The sequence below is a fragment of the Massilia sp. UMI-21 genome, assembly GCA_015277795.1.
Taxonomy (GTDB): domain Bacteria; phylum Pseudomonadota; class Gammaproteobacteria; order Burkholderiales; family Burkholderiaceae_D; genus Telluria.
In genome coordinates this window covers 2,348,755-2,373,832 of the sequence record CP063848.1, presented here as the reverse complement: position 1 = coordinate 2,373,832, position 25,078 = coordinate 2,348,755, and the positions used below count along the sequence as shown (strand labels likewise).

The following is a 25,078-nucleotide window of genomic DNA, read 5'->3' as shown; positions in this document are numbered from 1 at the left end:
TCGTGGTTGAAAAGGAAAAGGCGGCGGCCCGGGGCGTCTAGGCGCGCGGCCGGACCGTGCGCCTGACGGCGTAATGCAGCGACGAAGGCTGCAGCACCGCATTGAAGTGGACCGGCTCGCTGCTGTCGGGCAGGCCAAGGCGGGCATGGATGATGAAGTTGAGGCGATTGACGCTACCCTGCGCCAGTTCGAGGGTGGCGCTGACCTCGCGCAGGCGCGGTTCGTGGGCCGCGATGGCGTCCTGGATGCTGGCGCAGACCGCGGCGCGGTCGACGCTGCTGCTCAGGCAGTAGCCGGCGAAGTCGAGCAGGCCGTAGTGCAGCAGCGAGCCGCGCGCTTCCGGGTAGCCGTTCAGGATCGCCGGGTCGAAGGCCAGGCGCGTGTTGAGCAGCGCTTCCAGGTCGCGCGCCACGCTGTCCTTGAGCTGCTCGCCCGTGAACGCGGTGCCGGCGCCGGCGTCCGGGCGTTCGTCCATGAGGCGGTCCAGCAGGCCGGGCTGGTAGCCCTTCATGCGTCCTCCAGGGTATTGAAAAACGGCGCGGCGCCGCGTGTCGAGCCGCGTGCGCCGCGCACGAGCGGGCCGCCTGGCCGGTGCGCCGGCCGGCGACCCCGGTGGAGCTCAGACGACCTTGTTGGCCGCCAGATCCCAGCCGCCCGAGGTGTTGCCGCCCGAGCCGCCGCCGATTTTCTGCTGGGTGTACTTCCATTTGATCTTCGAGAACTTCAGCCTGACCTCTTCCTGGATGATCGAGCCTTCCGCCACGCTCGGCTTGACGCCGCCGATCAGCACGTTCTCCAGCTCGATCTCGAAGTACTTGATGCGCTCGCCCTGGCCGTCGGCGCGCATGAATTCCAGCTTGGCCTTCGGGATCGTCTTGCCGGCCGAGCAGGTCTGCAGCAGGATCGGCGAAGCCAGGTCGGCCAGCTTCTTCAGGCTGATTTCCTCATGTTCGCAGCGCTCGGCGGTGTGGCCGCCGCCGGTCGATGCGGTGGCCGAACGTGGCTGCTTCACGCCCCAGTCCACGGCCAGGCACTCGATCCAGTCCTTGTGCTTGTCGTCCATCGATTCGCCCTTGATCCCGTCGATCTGCAGGTATACGTCAATTGCCATGTTCTACTCCATTCAGGTTGAAAAGGACTGCTTAGCTATTGGTCGACTGCGGCAACTCCGCGACCAGTCGGAGCGAAACGGACAGCTCGTCGAGCTGGAAATGCGGGCGCAGGAAGGACACCGCCCGGTACACCCCCGGGCGCCCCGGCACCTCGGACACCTGCACGCTGGCTTCGCGCAGCGGGAACTGGGCCTTCTGGTCCTGGCTGGCGTTGTCGTCGAGGAGCACATATTGGGTTAACCAACGATTGAGGTAATCCTCTACATTCGAGGCGGCGGCGAAGCTGCCGATCTTGTCGCGCATCATGGCCTTCATGTAGTGGGCGATGCGCGAGACCGCGAAGATGTACTGCAGCTGCGAGGACAGCACGGCATTGGCGTTGGCCGCCTCGTTGTTGTACTTCTTGGCCTTCTGGGCCGACTGGGCGCCGAAGAAGGCCGCATACGAGGTGTTCTTGCAGTGGACCAGCGAGATGAAGCCGAGGTCGGACAGCTCCTTCTCGCGGCGGTCGGTGATGGCCAGTTCGGTCGGGCACTTGAGCGCCACCTCGCCCTCGTCGGTCTTGAAGGTGTGGGCCGGCAGGTTTTCCACCAGGCCGCCGCCCTCGACGCCGCGGATCGCCGCGCACCAGCCGTAGTCCTCGAAGGCCTTGGTCAGCTTGGAGGCGAAGGCATAGGCGGCGTTGCACCACAGGTACTTCTGGTGGTCGCTGCCGTCCACGTCCTCGACATAGTTGAAGCCCTCGGTGCTCATGCCGTCCATCGGGTTGTACGGCAGGCGGCCCAGGAAGCGCGGCAGCGTCAGGCCGACATAGCGGGCATCCTCGGATTCGCGGAAGGCCTTCCACTTCGCGTATTCGACGGTGTCGAAGACTTTGGCCAGGTCGCGCGGCTTGCCCAGGTCGCCGAAGCTGTCGATGCCGAACAGTTCCGGCGCGCTCGATGTGATGAAGGGTGCATGGCTGGCGGCGGCCACGTGCGACATCTGCTCGAGAAAATAGATGTCCTCGGGCTGGCGCGAGATCTCGAAGTCGCCGATCAGGGTGCCGTAGGGGGCGCCGCCGAAGCTGCCGAATTCTTCCTCGTAGACCTTCTTGAACATGCTGCTCTGGTCGAATTCCAGCGCCGACTGGAAGTCTTTCACCAGCTCGCGCTTGCTGGCGTTGAGCATGCGGATCTGCAGGTTGGCGGAGGTGGCGCTGTTCCTCACCAGGTAATGCAGGCCGGTCCAGCTGCGCTCCAGCTTCTGGAATTCGGGCGCGTGCATCACGCTTGATAATTGCTGGGAAATCATGCGGTCCAGCTCCGCCAGGCGCGCATCGATCATGGCCGACAGATTGTTCGACATGACCATGGTGCCCTGCATCACCTGGGTCACCAATTCCGAGATGATGTCGCGCGCGCGCTCGTGCTCGCTGCTGGATTTCGCCACCCGGCTCTGCTCGACGATCTGGTCGAGCAGCGAGGCGTCGAGCTCCACTGCCGGCGCCGCCTTGGCGGTATCGAGGACGGCCGCCATCATGCCTCCCCTTCGGCTTTGTCCTGCTTCTTCAGGCTGGCCAGCTTCTCGGTATTGCCCAGCACTTCGCTGAGAATGTCCTCGAGCTTGTCGTTGCCGGCCAGCTTGTTGCGCAGGTCGGCCAGCTTGGTGCGCGCCTCCAGCAGGCCGTTCAGCGGCGCCACCTGGCGCACCACCGACTCGGGGCGGAAGTCGTCCATCTCCTTGAACTGCAGCTGGACCGCGAACTGGCCGCCCTCCGGCGACAGGTGGTTGTCGACCCGGAAGCTCGCCACGGGCGCCACGGCCCCCAGCACCTCGTCGAAATTGCTGGCGTCGACGTTGACGAACTTCTTGTCCTTGAGGCGCTTCTTTTCCTGCGCCGGGTCGTTGCCGAAGTCGCCCACCACGCCGACGACGAAGGGCAATTCCTTGTTTTCGATGGCGTCGCCGATTTCGACGTCATACGTCATCTGCACGCGTGGCGCGCGCACCTTTTGCAAGCGCTTCTGCACGCTTTCATTCTTGGCCATAACGACTCCAGGTTGCGGGGGGATGGAACAGCCGGCGGCGCCGGCCGCGTGGTGTCACTTCAGTCCGGCGAACGGATCGCTGTTGGCGGCGGCCGGCTTGCGCGCCGCCGAGGTGCTGCGCGCGCGCGTCGGCGGGGGCGGCTTGGGCGCGTCGGCCCGCTTGAACAGGACCGGTTCGCCCAGCGTGGTGCGCAGCAGCTTGGCCAGGTCCTGGGCCTCGCTCTTGACGTCGCCGTTCAGGTTGTTCAGGCGGGTCAGGTCGGCCAGCGCCTCGCTCGCGACCCGCAGGCCGCTGACGGCGACGATGCTGTTCGCCAGCGCGTCGTCCGGGTCGCGCTCGAGCGCCTCGTGGGCGTTGGTGATCGCCTCGCCGTAGACACCGGCATTGAAACGGATCTGCGCCATCTTGACCCAGGGCCGCTTGTCGACCGGGTGGCCGTCGGCCGCGGCCTTGAGCATGGCGTAGGCCTTCTCTTCCTGCTTGGCCGCGATGGCGGCATCGGCCTCGGTGAAGACCTGTTCGGCCACCGCCGCGGTCGACTTGACCGGCGCGGCGGGTGGTGCGCTGGCGCACCCGGCCAGGGCGGCGACTCCCACAATCAAGGGCATCAATCGTTTGTGCATCATGCTGGTTTCTCCACGACAGTTAAGCCAGCCACCATTATTCGCATGAGCGTTATTGTGAAATTGCGCACTGTCAACCAAAGCAGCGTTCGCCTCCTTTCCGATGTTCTCGTCTTGCGCTTGCGCGTGATCACGGCAGGCCTGCACCAGTCCGGTTCAATCCGTGCTTGACCCTGAAAATAATGAGTAAAGGAAATCGCGATGAGAACAAGTTCGTTCCTTGCGGCCGTGCTGGCAGCCTGCGCCCTGGCCGGTTGCGGCAGCAACGGGCTCGCGACAACGGCGCTGGAGGCCACCGGCCTGCGCAAGCCACCCGAACTGCCGGAGGCCTTGAGGCCGCCGCGCACCGTGGCGCTGCGCCTGCATGCCTCGCCCAGGCTCAACCTCGACGGGCGCGGCCAGCCGATCGCCCTCGCGGTACGCCTGTACAAACTGCGCCGCAAGGATGCCTTCGAACGGGCGCCCTACGCCGCCTTCCTCGATCCGCAGGCCGAGCGTGCGAGCCTGGGCAGCGACCTGATCGAGGTGCGCGAGATCATGCTGGTGCCCGGGCAACGCTACGAGGTCAGCGAAAAACTCGGGCGCGAGGCCGGGCACCTGGCGCTGGTGGCCCTGTTCCAGCGTCCCGCCGAAGGGCGCTGGCGTGCCAGCGTGGCGGCGGCCGATGCCGAGCGCGAGGGTGTGAACATCGGCCTGCATGCCTGTGCCCTCACCGTCGGCGGCAGCAGCACGGCGGCGAAGCTTTCTTCTGTGCGCTGTCAATGAACCCGGCGTTGTTTCCGCCAAGCTAGGAATTTCTGGAGCCGGAGGCGAAGTCGATGAGCATGCCAGCGAAGCTACTGTGGGGCGAGGGACTCTTCTTGCGGCCCCAGCATTTCCAGCAGCAGGACCGCTACCACGAGGCGCGCCTGAACCAGACCGCCTGCGCCCTCCACCCCTACGCCTGGGGCGTGCGCAAGCTGGTGGTCGACTACGACGCGCTGCGCCACGACGTCCTGCGGGTCGAGGAGCTGTCCCTGCTGTTCCCCGACGGCGAGGTCTACCGCGCCCCCGACGGCGATCCGCTGCCGCTGCAGGTGCGCCTGGGCGACCTGCCCGCCGGGGTGCAGACGGTGACCTTCCATGCGGCCCTGCCGGCGCTCAAGGCCTGGGGCGACAACCATGCCTCCGAGGCCGCGCCGGACGCCAGTGCGGGGCGCGATGCGCGCTACACCAGCCACGAACGCGAGACCCAGGACCTGTACACGCGCGCCGCCGAAGCCCCGATCACCTACCTGCGCAAGTCGCTGCGCCTGGTGGCCGATACCGAGCCGCTGGAAGCCTACGACAGCTTCCCGCTGCTGCGGCTGCGCCGGGTGCCCACCGGCGGCTTCGAGGCCGATCCTTCCTTCGTGCCGCCCAGCCTGTCGGTCGATGCCGCGCCCGGCCTGCACCTGAACCTGGCGCGGCTGATGGAAAAGCTGCTGGCCAAGGTCAATGCCCTGTACGGCCACATGCGCGAACCGAGCAAGAACGTGATCGAGATCCGCGGCGGCGACGTCTCGGCCTTCTGGCTGCTGCACACGGCCAGCACCGGCTACGCCGCGCTGTCGCACTACCTCGGCCACCGCGACCTGCACCCGGAGCGCCTGTTCGGCGAGCTCTTGGCCCTGGCCGGCGGCCTGATGACCTACTCGCGCAGCTACCGGCTGGAAGACCTGCCGGCCTACGTGCACGCCGATCCCGGACCGCAATTCGCGCGCCTGGACGGCATCATCCGCGACCTGCTCGACACCGTGATCTCGTCGCGCTATTTCACGATCGCCCTGAACCGCGAGCGCCCTTCCTACTACCTGGGCGCGCTCGATTCGGGACGGATCAACCTGCAGACCACGCTCTACCTGGCGGTGGCGGCCGACATGCCGGCGTTGCAGCTGGTGGACGTGGTGCCCCTGCAGTTCAAGGTGGGCGCGCCGGAAGACGTCGACAAGTTCGTGCTGTCGGCCCTGCCCGGCGTGAAGCTGGTGCACGCGCCGCAAGTGCCGGCGGCGGTGCCGGTGCGGCCCGATACCTATTACTTCATCCTGGAGAACCGTGGCATGCTGTATGAAACGATGCTGAAATCGCAGGCGATCTCGATCTATGTCCCGAACGGGATTCGCGACCTGCGCCTCGAACTGATCGCGGTGGCGGCATGAACGCCTTCGTCGAACGGCGCGCGGCGCCGCAAGCCGGCCAGAAGGCGGAGCGTCCGCCGCAGCGCCTGGTGGACATCATGTACGAAGGCTTCTATGCCTTGTTCCTGCTGAAGAATGGCTGCGGCCCGCAGGACAAGGTGGCCTTTTCCGACAACATGACCGGCTTCCTGGCCGACGTCGACCGCAACGCCAAGGCGCTCGGCATCTCGGCCGAGGACGTGACCGCGGCCAAGTACGCGTTCTGCTCGGCGGTGGACGAGATCATCCTGCGCTCCACCTACGAGGTGCGCGACGCCTGGGAAACCCGGCCCCTGCAGCTGCGCGTGTTCGGCGACCAGCTGGCGGGCGAGCACTTCTTCCACCGCCTGGAAGACCTGCGCGCCAAGGGCCAGGTGCACGTGGAGGCGCTCGAAGTCTTCCATATGTGCCTGCTGCTCGGCTTCCAGGGCCGGTACGCGCTCGACGGACGCGACAAGCTCGATTACCTGGTGGCGCGCCTGGGCGACGAGATCGCCCGCATGCGCGGCCGCACGCGCGGCTTCGCCCCGCACGCCGAGCGGCCCGACCAGGTCGTCAACCGGCTGCAGAGCGACCTGTCGCTGTGGGTGCTGGGAGCGGTGTTCATGGTGGCGGGGCTGGGGGCCTACCTGGGCTTTCGTACCGCCCTGTCGAACGAGACCGGAACCCAGATGGCGCAGTACAACGACCTGGTGAAGCTGCCGCCGAAGGCGGCGCATGTGACGATCAGCCTGCCCTAGTATTGAAGTAGGCCCCGGCCGGCGCCGGGGCCTGGGCTTGCGCCCAGGTCTACTGGATCACCTTGAACTCGATCCGGCGATTCCTCGCCTTCCCTTCCGGCGTGCGGTTGTCGGCCACCGGCCGGTCCGGGCCCTCGCCCGACACCGCGATCGATTCCGCCGGAATGCCTTTCGCGACGATATAGGCCTTGACCGCCTCCGCGCGGGCCTGGCTAAGCGACAGGTTGCCGGCGCGCGAGCCGGCGTTGTCGGTGTGGCCGATCACCTCGACCTTCGAGCCCTCGAGCTTCTGCATCGCGGCGCTCATCTGGTCCAGCACCTGCATGCCGGCCTCGGTCAGGGCCGCCTTGCCCGATTCGAATTCGATGATGCGGTCGGCCAGCGCCGCGTCGAGCACGCTTTGCTGCGACGCCGCGACCCGCAACCCGTTGTTGACGGTGTAGGTCGGGTTCAGGCTGGCGGCGATATTGCCGGCGATCTTCTGGCGCTGTTCCTCGTTGGCGACGTCGCCGCGCAGGCTGACATGACTGCCATCGACCTTCAGCTGGCCACTCTTGATGAGCTTCAGGTCGGGGTTGATCAGCCTGGCCACGTACTCGTTCCAGTTGGCCGGCGCAGCCACCGTGCCGACCGAGAGCTGGTCGACCACGCGCGAGGCGCCGTAGACGATGCGCAGGCGGTCGAGCAGCGCGGCGCGGGTGGCCTCGTCGGCCACGGTGCCGCTGACGACGACCGGCGCCTCCGGCTGGGCGTGGGCGGCGCCGGCCAGCGCGGCAAGCAGCATGCATACGGATAAATGCGCGGATGGTGTCAGGGATCGTCTCACGTCGCGGCTCCAATGAAGGTCTTCATGAACATGTCACGCGCCAGTCCGAGCGGCAGGTCGGACTGCGCCAGGTAGCTGGCCAGCGAGCGCACGTCGGTATCGATGTAGAGCTGCTCGTCGATCCAGCCGGTGTCGCCCAGGCGCACCTGCTGCTCGGCGCCGACCAAGGGGTCGACCAGCGCCTGCAGGGTCTCGGCCAGGGCCGCGCAGAAGCCCACCACCAGCACCGGCCGTCCCTCCTGGCGCGTGATGAAGATGGCCAGGTCGAAGCTGGCGCGGCGCAGGAAGGGCGCGGCGAGCTGCAGCCAGAAGGCCGCCACCGCGTAGCGCGCGCCGGCGTCGTGCGGCAGCGGCAGCACCAGGCTCTTGTGCAGTTCGGCCGGCTGGCTATGCATCACCGGCTGCAGCAGCAGGCCCAGGGCCAGCACCATCCGCGCGAGCTGGCGTTCCCCCAGGAGTGCGCCGAGCGAGCCGACGGTGCCGTTGGCCAGCAGGTGCGACAGGGTCGGTTCGGCCTCGCCCAGCGCCACCGTGGCATCCGCGATCGATTGCAGGTGCGGGCCGGGATCGGCGTCGCACAGCACCCGGGGACAGAGCGCCTCGAGAAACGTCCATAGCGGCGCGAAGGCCAGCGGGCAGCGGGTCACGAAGGCGACCGGGTCCGACACGGCATAGGTACGCGCGGCCAGGAAGGGAAAGCGCCGCCCCGACTGGTCGTGGCTGGCCAGCAGGTGGCCGGCGATGGCATGGCGGCGCGCCGGGCCCACCAGCGCAAAACTGACCGGGGGCATGGCGTCATAGTTGATGCGCCAGCGCGCATCCGAGGGCAGCAGGGTCATCACCTGGGCCAGCCAGCGGTCCAGCATCGCGATGGCGGCCGGGTCGTCGGCCAGCTTGACGAAGTCGGCGCGTGCCGGGATCTTGCCGAAGTAGCCGATCCGTTCGGAAGCCGGGCCGCGCATCACTGGTCTCCGGAAGCCGCGGCCAGCGCCGGCTGGGTCAAGGCTTCCCCGGGGGCGCGGCCGACGATGGCGGTCGGCAGCTTCAGGCCGCGGAAACCCTGGCCCTGTTCGCCGTCGCCGTTGGCGGCCGCGCTGCTGACGATCTTCAGGTCCACCGTCACCGCCACGTTCCCCGCGCTCCAGCGCAGCTCGAACACGCCGCCGTCCTTCCTCTTCTTCTGGGCGGCATCGATCATGCGCTTCAAGCCGCCCTGCCCGGGTTCGTTGAACAGCTCGACGCTGCGGCCGTCGAAGGTCACGGCCGAGATCCGCACGCCGGCCACGCCCTGCGGGCCCGGGTGCACCATGTTGGTCCAGGTGGGCAGGGTGTTCTTGTAGCGCAGCTGCTGGCCGTCGATGTCGAGGGTGTACTCGAGGGTGCCGGGAGCCGCCTGCGGCAGGATCTGGAACACCGTCTGCGGCCCGCCGTCGGCGGCCACGCCATTCGCCGACAGCGGCGCGATCCAGCCCGGGAAGCCGGATATCACCTGCGGCGCCAGGGTGATGCCGACGTCGGCCCAGGTGCGCGCGGCCAGCACCCCGCCGCGGTTGACGACCAGCGGTCCCATCGCCGTGTTGACGAACTTGGCGACCTGGCCTTCGGGCCCGAAGATCTGTCCGATCTCGCCTGCCGTGGCTTCGACGCTGGAACCGGCGGCGAACGGGTACTTGGTCGCCAGCGTGCGCTGGAAGGGTTCGACGACCTGCAGCTGCCAGGTCTTGTTGATCTCGGCCTCGGACGGCAGCACGATCATGGCGAAGGTCTGGATCAGGGGACGCACCAGCAGAGGGCGCAGCGCCGCCTTCTGGGTGTCGCTCATCCCGGTCAGCATCTGTTCGTCGACGTAGCGCAGCGCGTCGGCCAGCTCGGAACCGTTGCCTTCCAGGGTCTGCTGCATGAACTGCTTGGCGCCGGGGCCGGGGTCGCCCTGGTTCTTCAGGGTGTTCAGGCGGGTACGCAGCTTCGACAGCGCATCCAGGTAGCCACTCATCAGGGAGGCGTCCTTTTCCTTGACCCCGACCAGGCGCGCCACGCCGAGAAATTCGCGGCCGATCGGGCCGGCGCCGGCGCCGCCCTGGGCGCCCAGCAGCGCGGCCGGGTCGACCGCATTGGCCAGGGTGCGCGCGTCGGACGGCGCACGCCGCAGGATCACTTCCTTGAACCAGTCGGCGAAGCTGCGCTCGGTCTTGCTCATCCCCGTCCCGGCGGCGCCCGGATTGTCCCACACGGTCTCGTCGTAGATCATGCGCAGCAGCTTGGCGATCGGCGAGGCCTGCGGATCGCCCAGGCGGTTCATGGCCTGCACGCTGCCGTCGAAGCCCTTCAGGTCGGCGATCGCCACGCCCTGCACGAACTTCAGCCACTCGCGCGCATACTCGGCCTTGTACAGCTCGATCAGGGCCTTCTGGATCTGTTCCGGACTGCCTTCCAGGGTCAGGTCGTCCTTGGACACGGTCTTGAGCACCCAGTCGGCGCTTTGCGCCTCGCTGCTGGATGCGTCGCGGATCGCACCGAGCACGTACTTGTTCCAGGCATCGCGGGTGAAGGCGCCGCTGACCGCGTGGCTGCCGGCCACCAGGCCGCTGTCCTGCTCGCCAACGATGCGCGCCACCGTCACCGCCGGGAAGCGGGTCGCGGCGCGGGTCTTGATGTCGTTGTAGACCCGCTCGCGCGCCGGGGTGCCGCGCACCACCCGGCGCAGGTGCTCGCGGGTGTTGTCGAGCAGGCCCAGTTTGAGGGTCATCTGCGGCCAGGCGGGGTCCTGCACCTGCGACAGGTGGAAGGTCAGCAGGCGCTCGGCGCTGCGGATCATCTGCTCGCGCGGCATGTTGCCGCGGTTGGCTTCCAGCCAGGTGCGCCAGTAGCGGGTAAGCTGGTCGTTCAGGTGGCCCGGCTCGGCGCGGCTCTTGTCACCCAGCATGAGGTAGGTCTTGAGGGCGTTATACGCATCGGCCACGCTGGTGGCGGAGACGCTCTGGTACTGGCTGCTTGCCGGCTGCGCCGACACCAGGTGGGGGCTGGCCGCATCGGGGGCGGCGCCAGGGGTGAGCTGGGCCGCATTGGCGTTGACCTCGGCCAGCATGCCCTCCAGCGCCGCCGTCACCGGCTCCACCATCACCGCGCGCACCCCGGCGAAGTATTCGTCGCGCAGCTTGCGCTCCAGCGCCTCGCCCTGGTACAGGCCGAAGCCGAGCGCCCACGGGGTCTCCTTGCGGTACTTGTCGAGCTGCTCGATGCGGTCCTGCAGGATGTCGAGCGCCTCCAGCCGCGACTGCAGGTCGACTCGGCCGGCCTGGAGTTTGGCCACCTTGTCGAGATCGGACTGGACATTGGCCACCAGCTGGCGGTTGCCCATGTAGGACCAGCTCCAGCCGCCCAGCGCGCAGCCGAGCAGGATGGTGGCGCCGAAGAAGGCGGCCACCTTCCAGCGCGCGGCAAGCGGATTGGTATAGCGCCTGACCAGGTCCTTGTCGGCGAAGATCACCTTGCGGAACAGCTCGAGCAGGAAGTAGCCGGACTGCTCGGCCACTTCGCCGCCCTTCTGCTCCCGCAGGGCCAGGTCGAAGCGGCTGGCCACGCGCTTGCTGGACAGGTCCTGCACGCTGCCTTCCTGCAGCGCGCTGGTGAAGTAGAAGCCGCGGAACACCGGCTTGAACTGGTAAGTGTTTTCTTCGAACAGGGTCGACAGGAAGGCGCGCAGCGGCGTCTTGATGGCGGCGAATTCGAGCGGGAAGGTGAACACCCCCGGGCGCATCTGCGTGCTGCGGTTGGCGCCCATGTTCGCCAGGCTCATCTCCTTGAGGCCGTCGTACAGCTCGTCGAAATGCTCGTCGAAGAAGCCCAGTACGTCCTGCGGCGCGCTGCGGCGGTTGTAGCGCAGCGTGGCGCCCCAGATGCGGTCGCGCTCGGCGCGCTCGGTGTCGGCGAAGAAGTCGGTAAAACCGGCCACCAGGTCGGCCTTGGTGAAGACCACGTACACCGGCGCATGCACGCCCAGGCGCTCGGTCAGCTCCTGCACACGGGTGCGCAGGCTCTTGGCCAGTTCGTGCGAGGCGCTGGTCGGCCCCGCCACCAGTTCGGCCACGCTCACCGCGATCAGGATGCCGTTGATGGGCGCCTTGCCACGGTGTTTCTTCAGCAAATCGAGGAAGCTGAACCACTCGGCACGGTCGCTTTCCTGGACCTTGTCCTGCACCGAGTAGCGGCCGGCGGTGTCGAGCAGGATGCCGTCGGTGGTGAAGAACCAGTCGCAGTTGCGGGTGCCGCCCACGCCCTGCAGGGCCTTGCTCCCCGGGATCGGGAAAGTCAGTCCGGAACGGGCGATCGCGCTGCTCTTCCCGGCCGCGGGATTGCCGATGATCATGTACCACGGCAGCTCGTAGAGGGCTGCGGCGCCGCGCGTCAGCCCCAGCTTCGAGGTCTTGATGGTGGCGATCGCCTCCAGCATGTTCTTGCGCAGCACGGCCATTTCGCCGGCCGCGCCATCGCCCGCATGCACGAGCGCCTCGCCGCCGGGGATGATGGCCTCGCCCAGTTGCCGGGCCGCGCGGCCACGGAGGTGGCGCCGGATCGCCCACCAGATGCCCCAGCAGGCGAGTAGTACGAGCCCTGCAATGAGGGCCCAGATGGGGTCGATGCCGATCAGGTCGGCGCCGATGAAGAGGCAAGCCGCTAGTGCAGCGATGCCGATCGCGACCAGCACTCGGCTGTCGGTCAGGAACTGCCAGATTCGTGCCATGGCGGGAGCAGGATGGTGGGTTATAGGAATGTTCTAAAGGAAATGCTCGCACGGCACTGCAGGGCAACACTTGCGACGCCTCAAGGGTTGCCCGGTCGGGTGCGCGCCGCGGACCCGGGCCGCCTCCTAGCGCTGCATGACGCCGCGCATCCGTAGTTCGGTGTGGCCAAAATCCATCATCTTCCAGCGCCCACCCCAGGTCAGCCCGAGCGATTCGGCCACCTCGCCATACAGCTGGTAGCCACGCATCGCCCAGGGGTCCTTTTCGGAGATCACCAGCTTGCCGTCGCGCCAGAACGCGCAATCGGCGGCCAGGCCGTATTGGTGCCAGCTCTGGAAGGCGCGAGCATTGGTAACGTGGCTGCCGGCCTGGGCCAGCTCGTCCTGGCGCGCCGGACTGCGGTAGCCTTCGAGCAGGGCCATCTCGTAGCCGTGTCTTTCCTTCATGATCTTGAAGGCCAGTAGCAGGCGCTGGCTGAAGTCGGGGTGCAGCAGGCCCCAGTTGCGGCTGGCGTTCACCAGCAGCGGCCGCACCAGCGCGACTTCGGCGGTGGTGAAGGCCATCGGCGGCAGCGCCACCGGCGGCACCAGGCGCTCGCCCTGCAGCAGCGCGGCCACCTGGGCGTCCGGCGCGATGGTTCCGCCCTCGTAGACCGGCAGCATGGCCGGACTGCTCAGGGCCAGCGCCAGCAGCGAGGGAACCAGCACGGCCGGCACGCCGATCGCACAGGCGATGCGGTGGCGTTGCACGAATCGGACGATGTTGGCGCGGATATCGCGCCGGTTCCGGCCGCCGATGCCGCCGCCCAGCGCGCCGCTCATCGTGCTTGCATAGCGGCTGCCCGCGATCTGCCAGCCGACGGCGCGCCGGGACAGGCGCTGGCGCAAGGCGAACAGGCTGCGGGCGACCAATGCCCGGCCGGCCGGGAACAGGGCCAGCCAGATCGCAGCGGTCGCCAGACAAAAGTACAGAAGGGCGAGAAAAATCAGCATCGCTTCCTCCAAGATTGTTTCTAATCAGAATTGGGAGAACCAATCTTAGGAGTAATGCAGTGCGGCCTACAGACGAAAATCAATCCGCGTCCATCCGTCCGAACCTGATGTCGCCGCGGCGTCCCAGGATCAGCGGCGAGGACAGCATCCTGGCGATGCTCGAGCGTGAGCCCGCGCACAAGCGCGCCGGTGGCGCATCGGGCGCACGGCGCGCCTGGTTCGGCGCCGGCGCCGGCCTGGCGCTGGTGCTGACCGGGGCGCTGGTCTGGCTGGCGGCGAACAACGACGGCACGCGGCGGGTGGAGCCGGAGTCGGTGCTGGCGTCGGTGCCGGCATCGGCGGCCGACACCGGATCGACGCTCGTCGCGCCTGCCGCGCTCCATCAGGTCGCGATGGCGTCCGCCGAAAGCGCCCGGCAGGCCCCCCCGGGGAGCGCGGCGGTCATCGTGGACCAGCCGCCGCCGGGCGAGGCACCGCCGCTGCGCCTGCTCAAACCCGGCCCTGGCAAGATCGCCGCCGGACAGCCGGCGGCGGCGCTCCGCATTCCCGTACCCGCTGCCGCGCCGCGCCGCACGCCCGCCGTTGCCGTGGCGGCGAAACCGGCTGCGGCCGTGCGTCCCGCGGCGGCCCCGTCCAGACCCAGGCCGGCGACGCTGGCGAAGAACGCGGTTCGTCCGGTCCCGCCGAAGAGCGCCCGCGGCGGCGGCCCGGCCCGGAAAGCTGACGGGCCGGTCGATGCCGACGTGGCGCTCATCTCGGCCGTCATCGTGCATGCCAACGGCCACGCGCCGGAAGGCTCGCAGATGACCGAGCTGCTGTGTCCGAACGGCGCCTGCCAGGCCAAACCGGCGCGCGAATAAACTGCCGGAACGTGGCAAAAAACCTGCACGGGCCACGAAAAGCCGGCTTCCTTCTGGGCTATTGAGGTCGTGAAGAGGTATACTGTACATAAGCACAGTATGGCCTCACGACATGATCAAGGTTCTGGAAAACGAGTTTTATTATCTGGACAATTTCCAGAAGGTCCTTGACTGGATTGGCGAGCGGTATCGCGACCTGCTGGTCGACGAGGAGCTCGCCTTCCTTGCCGCCTTCCCCACGCTCCCGCTGAACGCGCGCGCGCTGTTCGTGCGCATGGTCATGCGCAAAGGGAACATATTTCGCGCCAGCAAGCTGAGCTATGCGGAAATCGGCTGCCCGGTCGAGGCATCGCGGCTGCTGCTCGGCACCGGCTGGGTCGAAGCCGACCCGCTGCTCTCGCTCGACGAGCTGTTCGAACTGCTGTCCAAGCCGGAGATCGCGGACGCCTTCCGCGACCAGCTGCAGCAGAAAAACGCGCGCAAGGCCGATCAGCTGGAAGCGCTGCGCCAGGCATGCGGCGACCCCCGCCCGTTCTCCGGCTGGTACCGGGGCTGCGCCGACCTTGCCCTGCGCATCCTGGTCAAGCCGCTGTGCGACCGGCTGCGCCTGCTTTTCTTCGGCAACCTGCGCCAGGACTGGACCGAGTTCGTACTGTCCGACCTCGGCATGTTCCGCTTCGAGCAAGTCGAGATCTCGCAGGCCTCGCGCGGTTTTCGTTCGCGCGACGACGTCGACCATTACATCCTGCTGCACGCCTGCAAGGAGCGCTTCTACGCCGGAGAGCCGCTCGACGCGGTGCTGCACGACCTGCCCTCGCATGTGTTCGACAACGACTGGCTGGTGGGCCGGCGCGAGAAGCTGCTGTTCCAGATCGGCCAGGGCTACGAGAAGCTCAAGGAGTGGGACCAGGCCCATGCCGTCTACGCGCGCTGCCGCTTCCCCGGTGCGCGCGGGCGCGCCATCCGGGTGCTGGAAAAGCACGAGCGCTTCGACGAAGCCTGGGCCCTCTTGCAGCAGGCCCAGGCCGCCCCGGAAAGCGAAGCCGAACGCCAGCACCTGCTGCGCATCGCGCCGCGCCTGGGGCGCCGCCTCGGGCATGCGCGCCTGCCGGCACGCCGCGCCGCCCCGGTCGACCGGCTCGATCTGCGCCTGCCGATGCCGGTCGGCGAATGGTGGGTCGAAGGCGTGGTGCGCGAGCACCTGGAAAGCAGCGAGGCGCCGGTGTTCTACGTCGAGAACGCGCTCGCCAATTCCCTGTTCGGCCTGCTGTGCTGGCGCGCCGTGTTCGCGGCGATTCCGGGGGCCTTTTTCCACCCCTTCCACCGCGGGCCGGCCGACCTGCACAGCCCCGACTTCTCCCAGCGCCGCCAGGCCGAGTTCGCGGCCTGCCTGGCGCGGCTGGACGACGGCAGCTACCGCGACGCCATCCGCGCCACCTACCGCGACAAGGCGGGCATCGCCTCGCCCTTCGTGTATTGGGGCGCGCTGAGCGAGGAGTTGCTGGAACTGGCGCTGGCCTGCATACCGCCCAGCCACCTGCGCAAGTGGTGCGAACGCATCCTGGCCGACGTCAAGGCCAACCACACCGGATTTCCCGACCTGATCCAGTTCTGGCCGCTCGAGCGCCGCTATACCATGATCGAAGTGAAAGGCCCGGGCGACCGCCTGCAGGACAACCAGCTGCGCTGGATCGACTACTGCGCCGCGCACGACATGCCGGTGTCGGTGTGCTACCTGCAGTGGGAGCAGGCGGCTTGACGGCAGCCGGCGGCAAGGGCGTCGCGGCCTATACCGTGGCGGTACGCGCCCTGTGCGAGTTCACCGCCAAGCAGGGCGACCTCGACCTGCGCTTCACGCCCTCGCCCACCGCCCAGGAAGGCATCGCCGGCCATGCCGTGGTCACCGGCCGGCGCGGCGCCAGCTACCGCACCGAGGTGGCGCTCGAAGGCAGCTGGGGCGACCTCCGGGTGCGTGGGCGCGCCGACGGCTACGACCCGGACCAGCACCTGATCGAAGAGATCAAGACCCACCGCGGCAGGTTTTCCGCGATCCCCGACAACCACCGCCACCTGCACTGGGCCCAGCTGCGGGTGTATGGCCACCTGCTGTGCCGCCAGCTGGGGCTGGAACAGGTCGACCTGGCCCTGGTCTACTACGACATCGGCAGCGGCCAGGAAACCGTGCTGCGCGAAACCCGCGATGCGGCGGCGCTCGCCGACCTGTTCATCGAACTGTGCGAACGATTCTCTGCCTGGGCCGCGAGCGAAGCGGCGCACCGGGCGGCACGCGACACGGCCCTTGCGGCCCTGCGCTTCCCGCATGCCGACTTCCGCCCGGGCCAGCGCCAGCTCGCCGAAAACGTCTACCGCGCCACTACCCGCGGCCGCTGCCTGCTGGCGCAGGCGCCGACCGGCATCGGCAAGACAGTGGGCAGCCTGTTCCCGGTCTTGCGGGCGATGCCGCAAGAGAAGCTCGACAAGCTGTTCTTCCTGGCCGCGAAGACGCCGGGCCGGCGCCTGGCGCTGGACGCCGCCGCCAGCCTCGGCGCCGGCAGCACCATTGCGCTGCGCGTGCTGGAGCTGACGGCGCGCGACAAGGCCTGCGAACATCCGGACAAGGCCTGCCAGGGGGACTCCTGTCCGCTGGCGAAGGGTTTCTACGACCGCCTGCCGGCCGCGCGCGCCGCCGCCGCCGCAACCGCCACCAGCACGCTGCTGGACCGCGAGGCGCTGCGCCAGATCGGCCTGGCCCACGATGTCTGCCCCTATTACCTGGGCAGCGAAATGGCGCGCTGGGCCGACATGGTGGTGGGCGACTACAACTATTATTTCGACGGCAGCGCCATGCTGTACGCGCTGGCGCTGGAACGGGGCTGGAACACCAGCGTGTTGGTGGACGAGGCGCACAACATGGTGGCGCGCGCCCGTTCCATGTACAGCGCCGCGCTGGCGCGCCCTGGCCTGCGTGCGGCGCGCGCGCACGCGCCGGACGTCGTGAAAAAAGCGCTGGAGCGGGTCGGCCGCGCCTGGACCGGCGTCGACAAGGATGCGCCGGCGCCCTACCAGGTGCTGGCCGAGCCGCCGGGCAAGCTGCTCGACGCCCTGCAGAACGCCACCTCCACGGTCAACGATTTCCTGGCCGAGTTCCCCGGCCCGCTCGACCCGGACCTGCAGCGTTTCCACTTCGATGCCCTGGCGTTCATCCGGCTGGCCGAATCCTTCGGCGGGCACTCGCTGTGCGACCTGGGCCGCGATGGCGTGCGGGATTCGGCGATCAGCATCCGCAACGTGGTGCCCGCGCCCTTCCTGGCCCCGCGCTTCGCGCTGGCGCGCTCGGTGACCCTGTTCTCGGCCACGCTCGGCCCCTGGCACTATTTCTGCGACCTGCTCGGCATGCCGCAAGACACCGCCTGGGCCGACGTCGCCTCCCCGTTCAGCGCCAGCCAGCTCGAGGTCCATGTCGCCAGCGGCATCTCGACCCGCTACCAGCAGCGCGCCGCTTCCTTGGCGCCGATCGCCGACCTGGTCGCGCGCCAGTACCAGGAACGGCCCGGCAACTACCTGGCCTTCTTCAGCAGCTTCGACTACCTGGAGCAGGTGCTGGCGCAGCTGCAGCAGCGCCACCCGGAAGTGCCCGCATGGCGCCAGGAACGCCGCATGAGCGAAGCCGAGCGCGGCGCCTTCCTGGAGCGCTTCGCACCCGGCGGACGCGGCGTCGGCTTCGCGGTGCTGGGCGGCTCCTTCGGCGAAGGCATCGACCTGCCGGGCGAACGCCTGATCGGGGCCTTCGTGGCCACCCTCGGCCTGCCGCAGGTGAACCCGGTGAACGAACAACTGCGCGAGCGCATGCAGGCGATGTTCGGCGCGGGCTACGACTACACCTACCTGTATCCCGGCATGCAGAAGGTGGTGCAGGCCGCCGGGCGCGTGATCCGCACCGAGCTTGATCGCGGCGTGGTCTGGCTGATCGACGACCGCTTCGGCCGGCCCGAGGTGCGCGCCCTGCTGCCGGCCTGGTGGGACGTCGACCAGGCCGCGCGCGGCGGCGGCGCCTAGCTACGCCCCCTAGCGCATCATCTCGCGTACCCTCTGGTAGCCGCTGCGGCTGATCGGCAGCCTGGTCCCGTCCTTCAGCACGGCGCAGTAGTTGTCCTTGCTCGCGGGCTCGATGCGCGCGATCGCCCCGGCATTCACGATGTACGAGCGATGGATACGAATGAACACCTGCGGATCGAGCTGCGCTTCCAGCTCGGACAAGCGCTGGTGCTTGAGCCAGGCCTTGCCGCTTGCGGTCACCTGGACATAGTCGTCCTGGGCCTCGATGTAGTCGATGTCGGCGCTCGGCACCACGTGCACCCGCGCCCCGTCCTTGATCAGGACGCGCTCCAGGCAACCGCGCCGCCGGGCGGCGTCCGCCACCACGGCGTCGAGCTGCGCCGCTTGCGCCGCCGGTGGCCGCCGCGAGCGCGCATGGTCGAGCGCCTGGGCCAGCCGCTCGCGGCTGAAGGGCTTGAGCAGGTAGTCGATCGCATGCACCTCGAAGGCCTTCAGCGCGAACCGGTCGTAGGCGGTGGCGAATACATAGTGGGGCGCGGTAACCGATTTGGTCCCCGCCAGTTCGACCACCTCGAAGCCGTCCAGCTTCGGCATCTGGATGTCGAGGAAGACCAGTTCGGGATCGAGCTCGCCGATGGCCTTCACGGCCTCGAAGCCGTTGGCGCATTCGCCCACGACCTCGATGTCCGGGTGAGCGTCCAGGTATTCGCGCAGCAGCGCCCGCGCCAGGTATTCGTCGTCGACGATCAGCACCCGCATCTTTTCTTCTCCCATCCTGCTAGTACGCCCCGGTCTCGGCGGGCAGCACGAGCTCCACCCGGAAGGTTTTGGCGTCGTTCGCCCAATGCACGCTGGCCTCCCTGCCGTAGGCCGCGGCCAGGCGCTGGCGTACGTTCACCAGTCCGATGCCGCTGCCGGATCCGGACGGCGCCGCATCCGGCTCGGCGTCGTTCTCGACCCGGATCCGCAGCAGCGAGCCGGCACGCTCGGCGGCAAGCCTGATGGTGCCGCCCTCGATCAGCTGCCCGATCCCGTGCTTGACCGCGTTTTCCACCAGCGGCTGCAGGATCATCGGCGGCAGCAGGCAGGCGCCGGCGCCCTCGCCCACGCTGTACTCGAAGGCCAGGCGCGGGCCGAAGCGGACCTGCTCGATCGCCAGGAAGCCCTCGACCAGCGCCACCTCGTCGCGCAGGTTCGCCTTGCGGTGCGCCTCCAGCCCGAGCGTCTGGCGGAAGAACGCGGCCAGCTGCAGGCTCATGTCGCGCGCCCGGCCCGGATCGATCGCCGTCAGCGCGCTGATCGAGTTCAGGCTGTTGAACAGGAAGTGCGGGTCCACCTGCGTGCGCAACATGCGCAGCTCGGCGTCCTGCGCCAACAGGCGCGCTTCGAGTGCGCTGGTTTCGGCCCGGCGCGCCCGTTCGAACTCCAGCGCAAGGTAATGCGCCACCGCCGTCATCCAGTACAGCAGCACCCCGATCCCGAACATCACGGCGACGAACGGACGCGTGAACGGCAGCGCATCGTCTTCGCCCAGCAGCAGACTGCACAGGGCAGCCCAGCCGCTCGCGGCCGCGCACCACAGCAGTGCCGCGCTCGCGCCGCTGAAGGCAAACACCGCCAGCACCGCACCCAGCCCGCGCTGCGCCAGCGGATAGGCGCGGCACAGGTAGTAGGCGGAAAAGCCGCAGGCGCTGGCATAGAACAGCGTCAGCGGCAGGGCGAACAGCAGGCTGGCGCCGGGAGCGGCATCGGTGGTCGCGACGATCAGCCCGACCAGCAGCAGCCCCAGCATCAGCCAGGCCAGCAGGTAGAGTGCGATGCTGCGCCGCGCCCAGAATCCGCCGTTCATCGCCGCCCTGCCATCTGGCGAGCCATCAGTTGCGTACCTCGACGCCACCCATGATCGCGTAGCCGCGCACGACCAGGCGCTTGCTGTTGTCCGGCGGCGCGACGGTCTTTTCCTCGAAGCCGCCCATGATCGGGGTCCCCTGCAGGACCACCGTCCAGTCGGGTGGAACCTTCAGGGTCACGCCGCCCCAGAAGGCGAACACGTTGACCACCGCCTCGCCCCGGATCGAGGCATTGCGCAGGTCGAGGGCGCAGCCCCCCATCACCGCCGTGATTTCGCCGCCGCGGAAGTTCGGGGTCAGGACACGGCGTTCGAAACCGCCCAGGATCGCAGTGATGTCGACCACGCCGTCACCGCCGGCCTCGTTCTCGCCCTTGACGCCGTCGATGGCGACCATGCGGCGCCCGGTACGGGCCTTGTACAGCGTGTAGATGCCGAAACCGATGAAGAACAACGGCCACAGGGTGCGCCAGTCGAAGTCGATGATGTCCATCCGGTCCAGCGTCATCAGCACGCCGACGCCGATGAAGACGAGGCCGACCAGTTGGCCGCCGCGGGTCTGCGTGTCGCACAGCTTGACGGCCCCGACGATGATGAAGACCATCGGCCAGAAGGCCAGCACCCGCCGGGTTTCGATGATGTCGAGGTTATCCAGCAGGAACAGCAGGCCCATCAGGATCACGAGCAGGCCGAGCACGACCTGGCTGCTGACCGACCGGGCTTTCGGGTGGATCGCCTCCTTGGCGTGGATGTCATTGTTCATGCTTGTTCTCCGAATCGTTGAGCGCGGGCTGCTGGGCAAAGCGGCGGGCAACCAGGGGCTCGAATACCAGCTTGAGGCCCCAGGCCAGGATGAACAGCGGCCAGCTGTTGCGGAAGGTCAGCCCGAAGATGTGCTCGAGGCAGGCGAACAGCCACAGGCCGATGAAGACGGTCCACAGGCCGTTCCCGAATTCACGCGGGCTCGGGTAGCCGATGGTCTGGTTGATGCCGATCACGACCAGCAGCAGCGGCCAGTAGTGCCAGTAGTCGTAGGCGTCGAGGTAAGCGAGGCGGTCGAGCAGGATGATCGTGCCGACGAAGATCAGCATCAGGCCCCAGAGCACCTGTTTGCGCAAGCGGTAGGCTTCTTCGGTATGCATGGTGCGCGGCTCCGTGTGTGTGTTTGGTATGGACACACGATACCGAAGGCGCGGAGCTTGCGAAAGGGCCTTTCGGCGAACGGCGGCGCGGGAGCGGTGAATGGCGAAAAAATCGGCGGACGGCGGAGCGCGGACGAAAAAAAGCCCGCCTTGAAGGCGGGCCATGCGGGCAGCGTCAGCTGGAGTGACGCGGTGCTCAGGCCGGGGCCGAGAGGTCCATCGGCGGGCGGCCCTTGACCTGGTTGCGGTACTTGGCACGGGCCTCGGCCATTTTCACGGCCTCGCGCGCGAGGTTGGTGCGGCGGATCTCGAGTCGTTCCTTCTTGCCGCGGTGTTGTGCCTCGTGTTTGTTGCCGATACTCTTGGTCATGAACGTCTCCTGGGTGGCACCGTCTGCACGGTGGAGGACCACGCCTTCCTGGCGCGGCATTTAGGAGCGGTTGGCGCCCATCTTGAGATCGGACGGCATCAGCATGCCCCAGCCCAGTTGGCGGCGAATCTCCTCCGGCGTCGGCGGCGGCGCGCTTGCCCGCGCGCGGCGCTCGAGGTATTCGCGCACCAGGTGCTTGGGTGGCTGCTTGATCTCGGACATGGCGACCTCCACTTCCGTTGAGGGCCGTCGCATGCAGCGCCGGCCCGGATCTGGTGCCGGTCCTCGAGGCGACCGGCTAACCTGTTGAGCTGTCGGGCGCCGCGCGTTTTATCGCACAGCTTCCTCACTCAGACGGTTCCCATGATAACGATGGGTTCCCTGCACGACCGTTAGGTGGCGCACATTTTTCGATAGGTGCTCTCCTACAAGGCGGCGGGCCACTGCGGAAACCGGGCGCGGCACACGAAAAAAAGGGGAGCCGAAGCTCCCCTGGAAACGCTGCTATGCGACGATCAGAACTTGTACTTCAGGTTCACGTAGTACTGGCGGCCGCCGACGTCCAGCTTCTGTTGCTCTTCCTCGCTGTAGCGATAGTAGGCGCGCTTGACGTTGGTGAGGTTGGTCGCGTCGAACGACAGCACCAGGCTCGGGCTCAGGTTGTAGCTGAGGTTGAGGGCCAGGGTCGTGACCGGGGCGGCGAAGGTCGGCGCAACCGGCATCAGGATGCCGTTGACGGTCGACAGGCCCTGGCTGTTGGCGGTTGGCGCCGGCGCAGTCGAGGTGTTGACATACTCGCTGCGGTAGTTGGCCACCAGGCGCGCCGACAGCTTGTCGTCCTCGTAGTAGGTACCCAGGTTGGCGGTGTACTCCGAAGCGCCGACCATCGGACGGCCGTCGTCGACCTTGGTCTTGGCCTTGCTGACGTTCGAGGTGAAGCCGAAGCCGGTATTGCCGAACGGCTGCTCGTACATCAGCTCGATGCCGGCGATGCGCGCGCCCTGCTGCGACGCGGTGTTCACGGCGAAGGTCTTGATCTGCGAGTCACGCGGATCGAGCAGTTCGACCGTGGTCTTGCCCGCGGTGCCGGTCTTCGGATAGCCGTTGATGTCCGAGTAGTACAGGTTCACGCCCACCATCGCGCGGCGCGCGAAGTACCACGACCAGGACAGGTCCAGGTTCTTGGCGGTCAGCGGTTCCATCTCCGGATTCGGACCGGTCACCTGGCACACACCGTCGGTACAGGCCGGCGAGCCGTAGCCGGCGCCCAGGATGTTGTAGTTCTGGCGCGAGATGGTCTTGCTGGCGCCGAAGCGCAGGATCTGCTCCTTGTTCAGTTCGTAACGCAGGTTCAGGCTCGGCAGCAGGTTGTTGAAGGTGGTGTCGCGCTCCTTCTTGTAGTACATCACGCCTGCCAGCGGGTTGAACGGCACGCCGTCGTAGTACTGGACGCCGTCGCTGGCGGTGGTGATCGCACCCGGCACCGCGGTGCAGGTGGTCGCCGGCTTGCCCGGCTCGGTGCGCGGGCAGGTGCCGATCGGCAGCGGGACCGGGATCATCGCGTTGACCTGGGTGCGCACGAAGCGCAGGCCGAGGTTGCCCGACCAGCGTTCGGCTTCCAGGTTGGCCTGGACGTAGGCGGCGCTCTGGCGCTCACGCATGTCGAGTTCGGTCGAGACGCGGCGCTCCCACTCCGAGTTGGTCGGCTTGTAGTTGGCCGCGAAGTAGGCCTTGAGCGCTTCCGGGGTCAGGGTCCAGCTGGTGTTGTCCCAGCCGGCCGGGCCATCCAGGCCGGCGCCGAAGTCGGCCGGAATCGGCTGGAAGTTGAACGCGCCGGTCGGTGCATTGGCGTTCAGGTCGCCGGTGCGCAGTTGCGGGAAGCGGCGCGCGCTCTCGCGGCGGTGGTCGGCATGGCGCGCACCGACGAAGACCGAACGCAGCACGCCCATGTCGGTGCGGTATTCGGCATCCAGGTTGAGGCTGTTTTCGCGGTCGGTGGTGGTCACGCCGGAGGCGGCGCGGCCGGTCAGCACGTAGCCGCTGCCGTCGGCATTGCGGCCGGGGACGTTGGGGCCGGTGCCGTAGTACTGGACGAAGGGGGCGTCGTACAGGCTGCCCAGCTGGTAGGACACGCCGGTACCGTAGCGGGTGTAGGTCAGGCCCTGGTCGAGCGCGGTTTCGCCGACGCCCTTGGTGGACGAGAGCAGCGCCTTGACGGTCAGGTCCTGGTTGACGCGGTACTTGACGTCGAGGTCGAGGAAGGCACTGGTGGCGCGCGCGCCATCGCGGTAGGCGCCTTCGGTCTCGCCGATGTACTGCGGGGTGGTGCCGGCCGGGTAGACGATGTCGGCCGCCTTCAGCACCTTCAGCTCGTGGCCGTAGATGGTGCGCTCGGTGGTGATGATCGGGTTCCTGATCTGGGCGTAGACGCGCTGGCCGTTCGAATCGGTCGGCGCGGCGCCGCCCTGCGGGCCGCCACGGCCGCGCAGCATGCTGAACATGGCGCCGGCGTTCAGGCGGCCGAAGTTGTTGGCCTTCATCTCCGAATGGAAGCCGGTCATGACCATGTCCAGGTCCTGGTTCGGCTTGAACTGCAGCGAGAACATGCCGCCCTTGCGGTCACGCACGCTTTCCACGTATTCGGTGCTCATCGAGCCGGGGAGGCGCACACCGTTCAGGTCCGCCGCCGTGTAGCCGGTGCCGGCCAGCGATTCGTCGGTGATGCCCAGCATGGTCGAGGTGTCGATCACGTCCCAGCCGCTGCCGCCGCTGTAGGCGAAGCGCGAGGCCGAGTCGCGGCGCACGTGGCGCTTCTGGGCGAAGCCCTGCACGATGAAGCCGACGGTGCCGGCTTCGTTCTTCCAGTTGACCGAGGCGTTGACGTCGTGCGCCGCCTTGCCCGGCAGGTCCGCGTACACGGCGCCCAGGTTGACGATGCCGCTCACGCGCTCTTTCTGCTGCAGCGGCTTGCGGGTGCTGACGTTGATGGTGCCGGCCATGCCGCCGTCGACCAGGCTGGCTTCGGAGGTCTTGTACACCACGGCCTGGTTCAGGACCGAGGACGGCATCAGCGACAGGCTGGTCGAGCGGCTGCTCGAGAGCTGGTCGCCGAAATACCAGTCGCCGCCCGAGACGGTGTGGCCGTTGAACAGGATCAGGGTGTGGTCCGGATTGGTGCCGCGCATCGCGACTTTCTCGGCCTCGTCGTAATCGGTACGCACCGCCACGCCCGACAGGCGCTGCAGCGAATCGGCCAGGTTCCGGTCCGGCATCTTGCCGACGTCTTCGGCGGTAATCACCTCGACGTTCGCGCTGGCGTTCTTTTTGACGGACAGCGACTGTGCCATCGAGGCGCGGATACCGGTGACCTCGACGGTCTGGATCTGTCCCGCGGGGGCGTCCTGCGCCATGGCCGGCACGGCTGCCAGGCTCCAGACCGCCATCGATACGGCCGCTGCCAGCGGCTTCTGCTTGAACATCATGTCTCTCCTGAGTTTATCGCTATTGGTATGCAACTGGTAGGCACCATTTTTGCCATGG

The 25,078-nt window shown here is 67.8% G+C and carries 22 protein-coding genes; 6 read left to right on the top strand and 16 right to left on the bottom strand.

The genetic code is table 11. From position 1 onward, the window contains the following. Positions 1–37: 37 nt before the first annotated feature. The 5 genes from tssE to IM543_10495 all read right to left on the bottom strand — a co-directional run bounded on the left by tssE (position 38) and on the right by IM543_10495 (position 3,769). Positions 38–511 carry a type VI secretion system baseplate subunit TssE gene (gene tssE, locus IM543_10515; GenBank protein ID QOY96213.1) on the bottom strand — a complete coding sequence of 158 codons (474 nt, stop codon included), beginning with the start codon at positions 509–511 and terminating at the stop codon, positions 38–40. 108 nt (positions 512–619) lie between these two features. After that, on the bottom strand, positions 620–1,111 hold the full coding sequence (locus IM543_10510; protein QOY96212.1) for a type VI secretion system tube protein Hcp: 492 nt from the start codon (positions 1,109–1,111) through the stop codon (positions 620–622). A gap of 31 nt (positions 1,112–1,142) precedes the next feature. Continuing rightward, positions 1,143–2,630, bottom strand: coding sequence for a type VI secretion system contractile sheath large subunit (gene tssC, locus IM543_10505; GenBank protein ID QOY96622.1), 1,488 nt, complete (start codon positions 2,628–2,630; stop codon positions 1,143–1,145). Beyond that, positions 2,630–3,142 carry a type VI secretion system contractile sheath small subunit gene (gene tssB / locus IM543_10500; protein ID QOY96211.1) on the bottom strand — a complete coding sequence of 171 codons (513 nt, stop codon included), beginning with the start codon at positions 3,140–3,142 and terminating at the stop codon, positions 2,630–2,632. The genes tssC and tssB overlap by 1 nt, the downstream gene beginning before the upstream one ends. Positions 3,143–3,196: 54 nt before the next feature. Continuing rightward, positions 3,197–3,769, bottom strand: a complete 573-nt coding sequence (locus IM543_10495) for a hypothetical protein (protein ID QOY96210.1) — start codon at positions 3,767–3,769, stop codon at positions 3,197–3,199. A 198-nt stretch (positions 3,770–3,967) separates the two neighbouring features. Here IM543_10495 and tssJ point away from each other — a divergent pair, with 198 nt between their 5' ends. From tssJ to IM543_10480, 3 genes are read left to right on the top strand one after another with little or no spacing between them, the layout of a single operon-like run. After that, positions 3,968–4,531 carry a type VI secretion system lipoprotein TssJ gene (gene tssJ / locus IM543_10490; GenBank protein ID QOY96209.1) on the top strand — a complete coding sequence of 188 codons (564 nt, stop codon included), beginning with the start codon at positions 3,968–3,970 and terminating at the stop codon, positions 4,529–4,531. Positions 4,532–4,584: 53 nt separating this feature from the next. Beyond that, positions 4,585–5,943, top strand: coding sequence for a type VI secretion system baseplate subunit TssK (tssK, locus tag IM543_10485; protein QOY96208.1), 1,359 nt, complete (start codon positions 4,585–4,587; stop codon positions 5,941–5,943). Next, positions 5,940–6,701: a DotU family type IV/VI secretion system protein gene (locus tag IM543_10480; protein ID QOY96207.1), complete on the top strand. Its 762-nt coding sequence runs from the start codon at positions 5,940–5,942 to the stop codon at positions 6,699–6,701. Before tssK ends, IM543_10480 begins: the two co-directional genes overlap by 4 nt. A 49-nt stretch (positions 6,702–6,750) precedes the next feature. Here IM543_10480 and IM543_10475 read toward each other — a convergent pair whose 3' ends face one another. The 4 genes from IM543_10475 to IM543_10460 form a co-directional block, all read right to left on the bottom strand. Continuing rightward, entirely contained in the window at positions 6,751–7,485 is a 735-nt protein-coding gene (locus IM543_10475; GenBank protein QOY96621.1) for an OmpA family protein, read from the bottom strand. 38 nt (positions 7,486–7,523) lie between these two features. Further along, positions 7,524–8,489 carry a type VI secretion system-associated protein TagF gene (gene tagF / locus IM543_10470; protein ID QOY96206.1) on the bottom strand — a complete coding sequence of 322 codons (966 nt, stop codon included), beginning with the start codon at positions 8,487–8,489 and terminating at the stop codon, positions 7,524–7,526. Continuing rightward, the gene (tssM, locus tag IM543_10465) at positions 8,489–12,268 is read right to left on the bottom strand and encodes a type VI secretion system membrane subunit TssM (GenBank protein QOY96205.1); all 3,780 of its coding nucleotides are present in this window, start codon (positions 12,266–12,268) and stop codon (positions 8,489–8,491) included. The genes tagF and tssM overlap by 1 nt, the downstream gene beginning before the upstream one ends. 126 nt (positions 12,269–12,394) lie before the next feature. Beyond that, entirely contained in the window at positions 12,395–13,261 is an 867-nt protein-coding gene (locus IM543_10460) for a M15 family metallopeptidase (protein QOY96204.1), read from the bottom strand. 59 nt (positions 13,262–13,320) lie between these two features. Here IM543_10460 and IM543_10455 point away from each other — a divergent pair, with 59 nt between their 5' ends. The 3 genes from IM543_10455 to IM543_10445 all read left to right on the top strand — a co-directional run bounded on the left by IM543_10455 (position 13,321) and on the right by IM543_10445 (position 18,177). Then, positions 13,321–14,121: a hypothetical protein gene (locus tag IM543_10455; protein ID QOY96203.1), complete on the top strand. Its 801-nt coding sequence runs from the start codon at positions 13,321–13,323 to the stop codon at positions 14,119–14,121. Between the two features lie 112 nt (positions 14,122–14,233). Further along, positions 14,234–15,880 carry a VRR-NUC domain-containing protein gene (locus tag IM543_10450; GenBank protein ID QOY96202.1) on the top strand — a complete coding sequence of 549 codons (1,647 nt, stop codon included), beginning with the start codon at positions 14,234–14,236 and terminating at the stop codon, positions 15,878–15,880. Then, positions 15,877–18,177 carry an ATP-dependent DNA helicase gene (locus IM543_10445; protein QOY96201.1) on the top strand — a complete coding sequence of 767 codons (2,301 nt, stop codon included), beginning with the start codon at positions 15,877–15,879 and terminating at the stop codon, positions 18,175–18,177. Before IM543_10450 ends, IM543_10445 begins: the two co-directional genes overlap by 4 nt. Positions 18,178–18,186: 9 nt before the next feature. On the opposite strand, the gene IM543_10440 is transcribed toward IM543_10445, so the two are convergent. The 7 genes from IM543_10440 to IM543_10410 form a co-directional block, all read right to left on the bottom strand. After that, complete coding sequence (locus IM543_10440) at positions 18,187–18,936, bottom strand: response regulator transcription factor (GenBank protein QOY96200.1); 750 nt, start codon at positions 18,934–18,936, stop codon at positions 18,187–18,189. A 19-nt stretch (positions 18,937–18,955) separates the two neighbouring features. Beyond that, positions 18,956–20,026, bottom strand: a complete 1,071-nt coding sequence (locus IM543_10435; protein QOY96199.1) for a histidine kinase — start codon at positions 20,024–20,026, stop codon at positions 18,956–18,958. Between the two features lie 25 nt (positions 20,027–20,051). Further along, entirely contained in the window at positions 20,052–20,789 is a 738-nt protein-coding gene (locus tag IM543_10430) for a hypothetical protein (protein QOY96198.1), read from the bottom strand. After that, entirely contained in the window at positions 20,779–21,168 is a 390-nt protein-coding gene (locus tag IM543_10425; protein QOY96197.1) for a hypothetical protein, read from the bottom strand. Before IM543_10425 ends, IM543_10430 begins: the two co-directional genes overlap by 11 nt. Before the next feature lie 196 nt (positions 21,169–21,364). Continuing rightward, a complete protein-coding gene (locus tag IM543_10420; protein QOY96196.1) occupies positions 21,365–21,538 on the bottom strand; it encodes a hypothetical protein in 174 nt (57 codons plus the stop codon). 60 nt (positions 21,539–21,598) lie between these two features. Continuing rightward, positions 21,599–21,760: a hypothetical protein gene (locus IM543_10415; GenBank protein ID QOY96195.1), complete on the bottom strand. Its 162-nt coding sequence runs from the start codon at positions 21,758–21,760 to the stop codon at positions 21,599–21,601. A 293-nt stretch (positions 21,761–22,053) separates the two neighbouring features. Next, complete coding sequence (locus IM543_10410) at positions 22,054–25,017, bottom strand: TonB-dependent receptor (protein QOY96620.1); 2,964 nt, start codon at positions 25,015–25,017, stop codon at positions 22,054–22,056. Positions 25,018–25,078 lie beyond the last annotated feature (61 nt).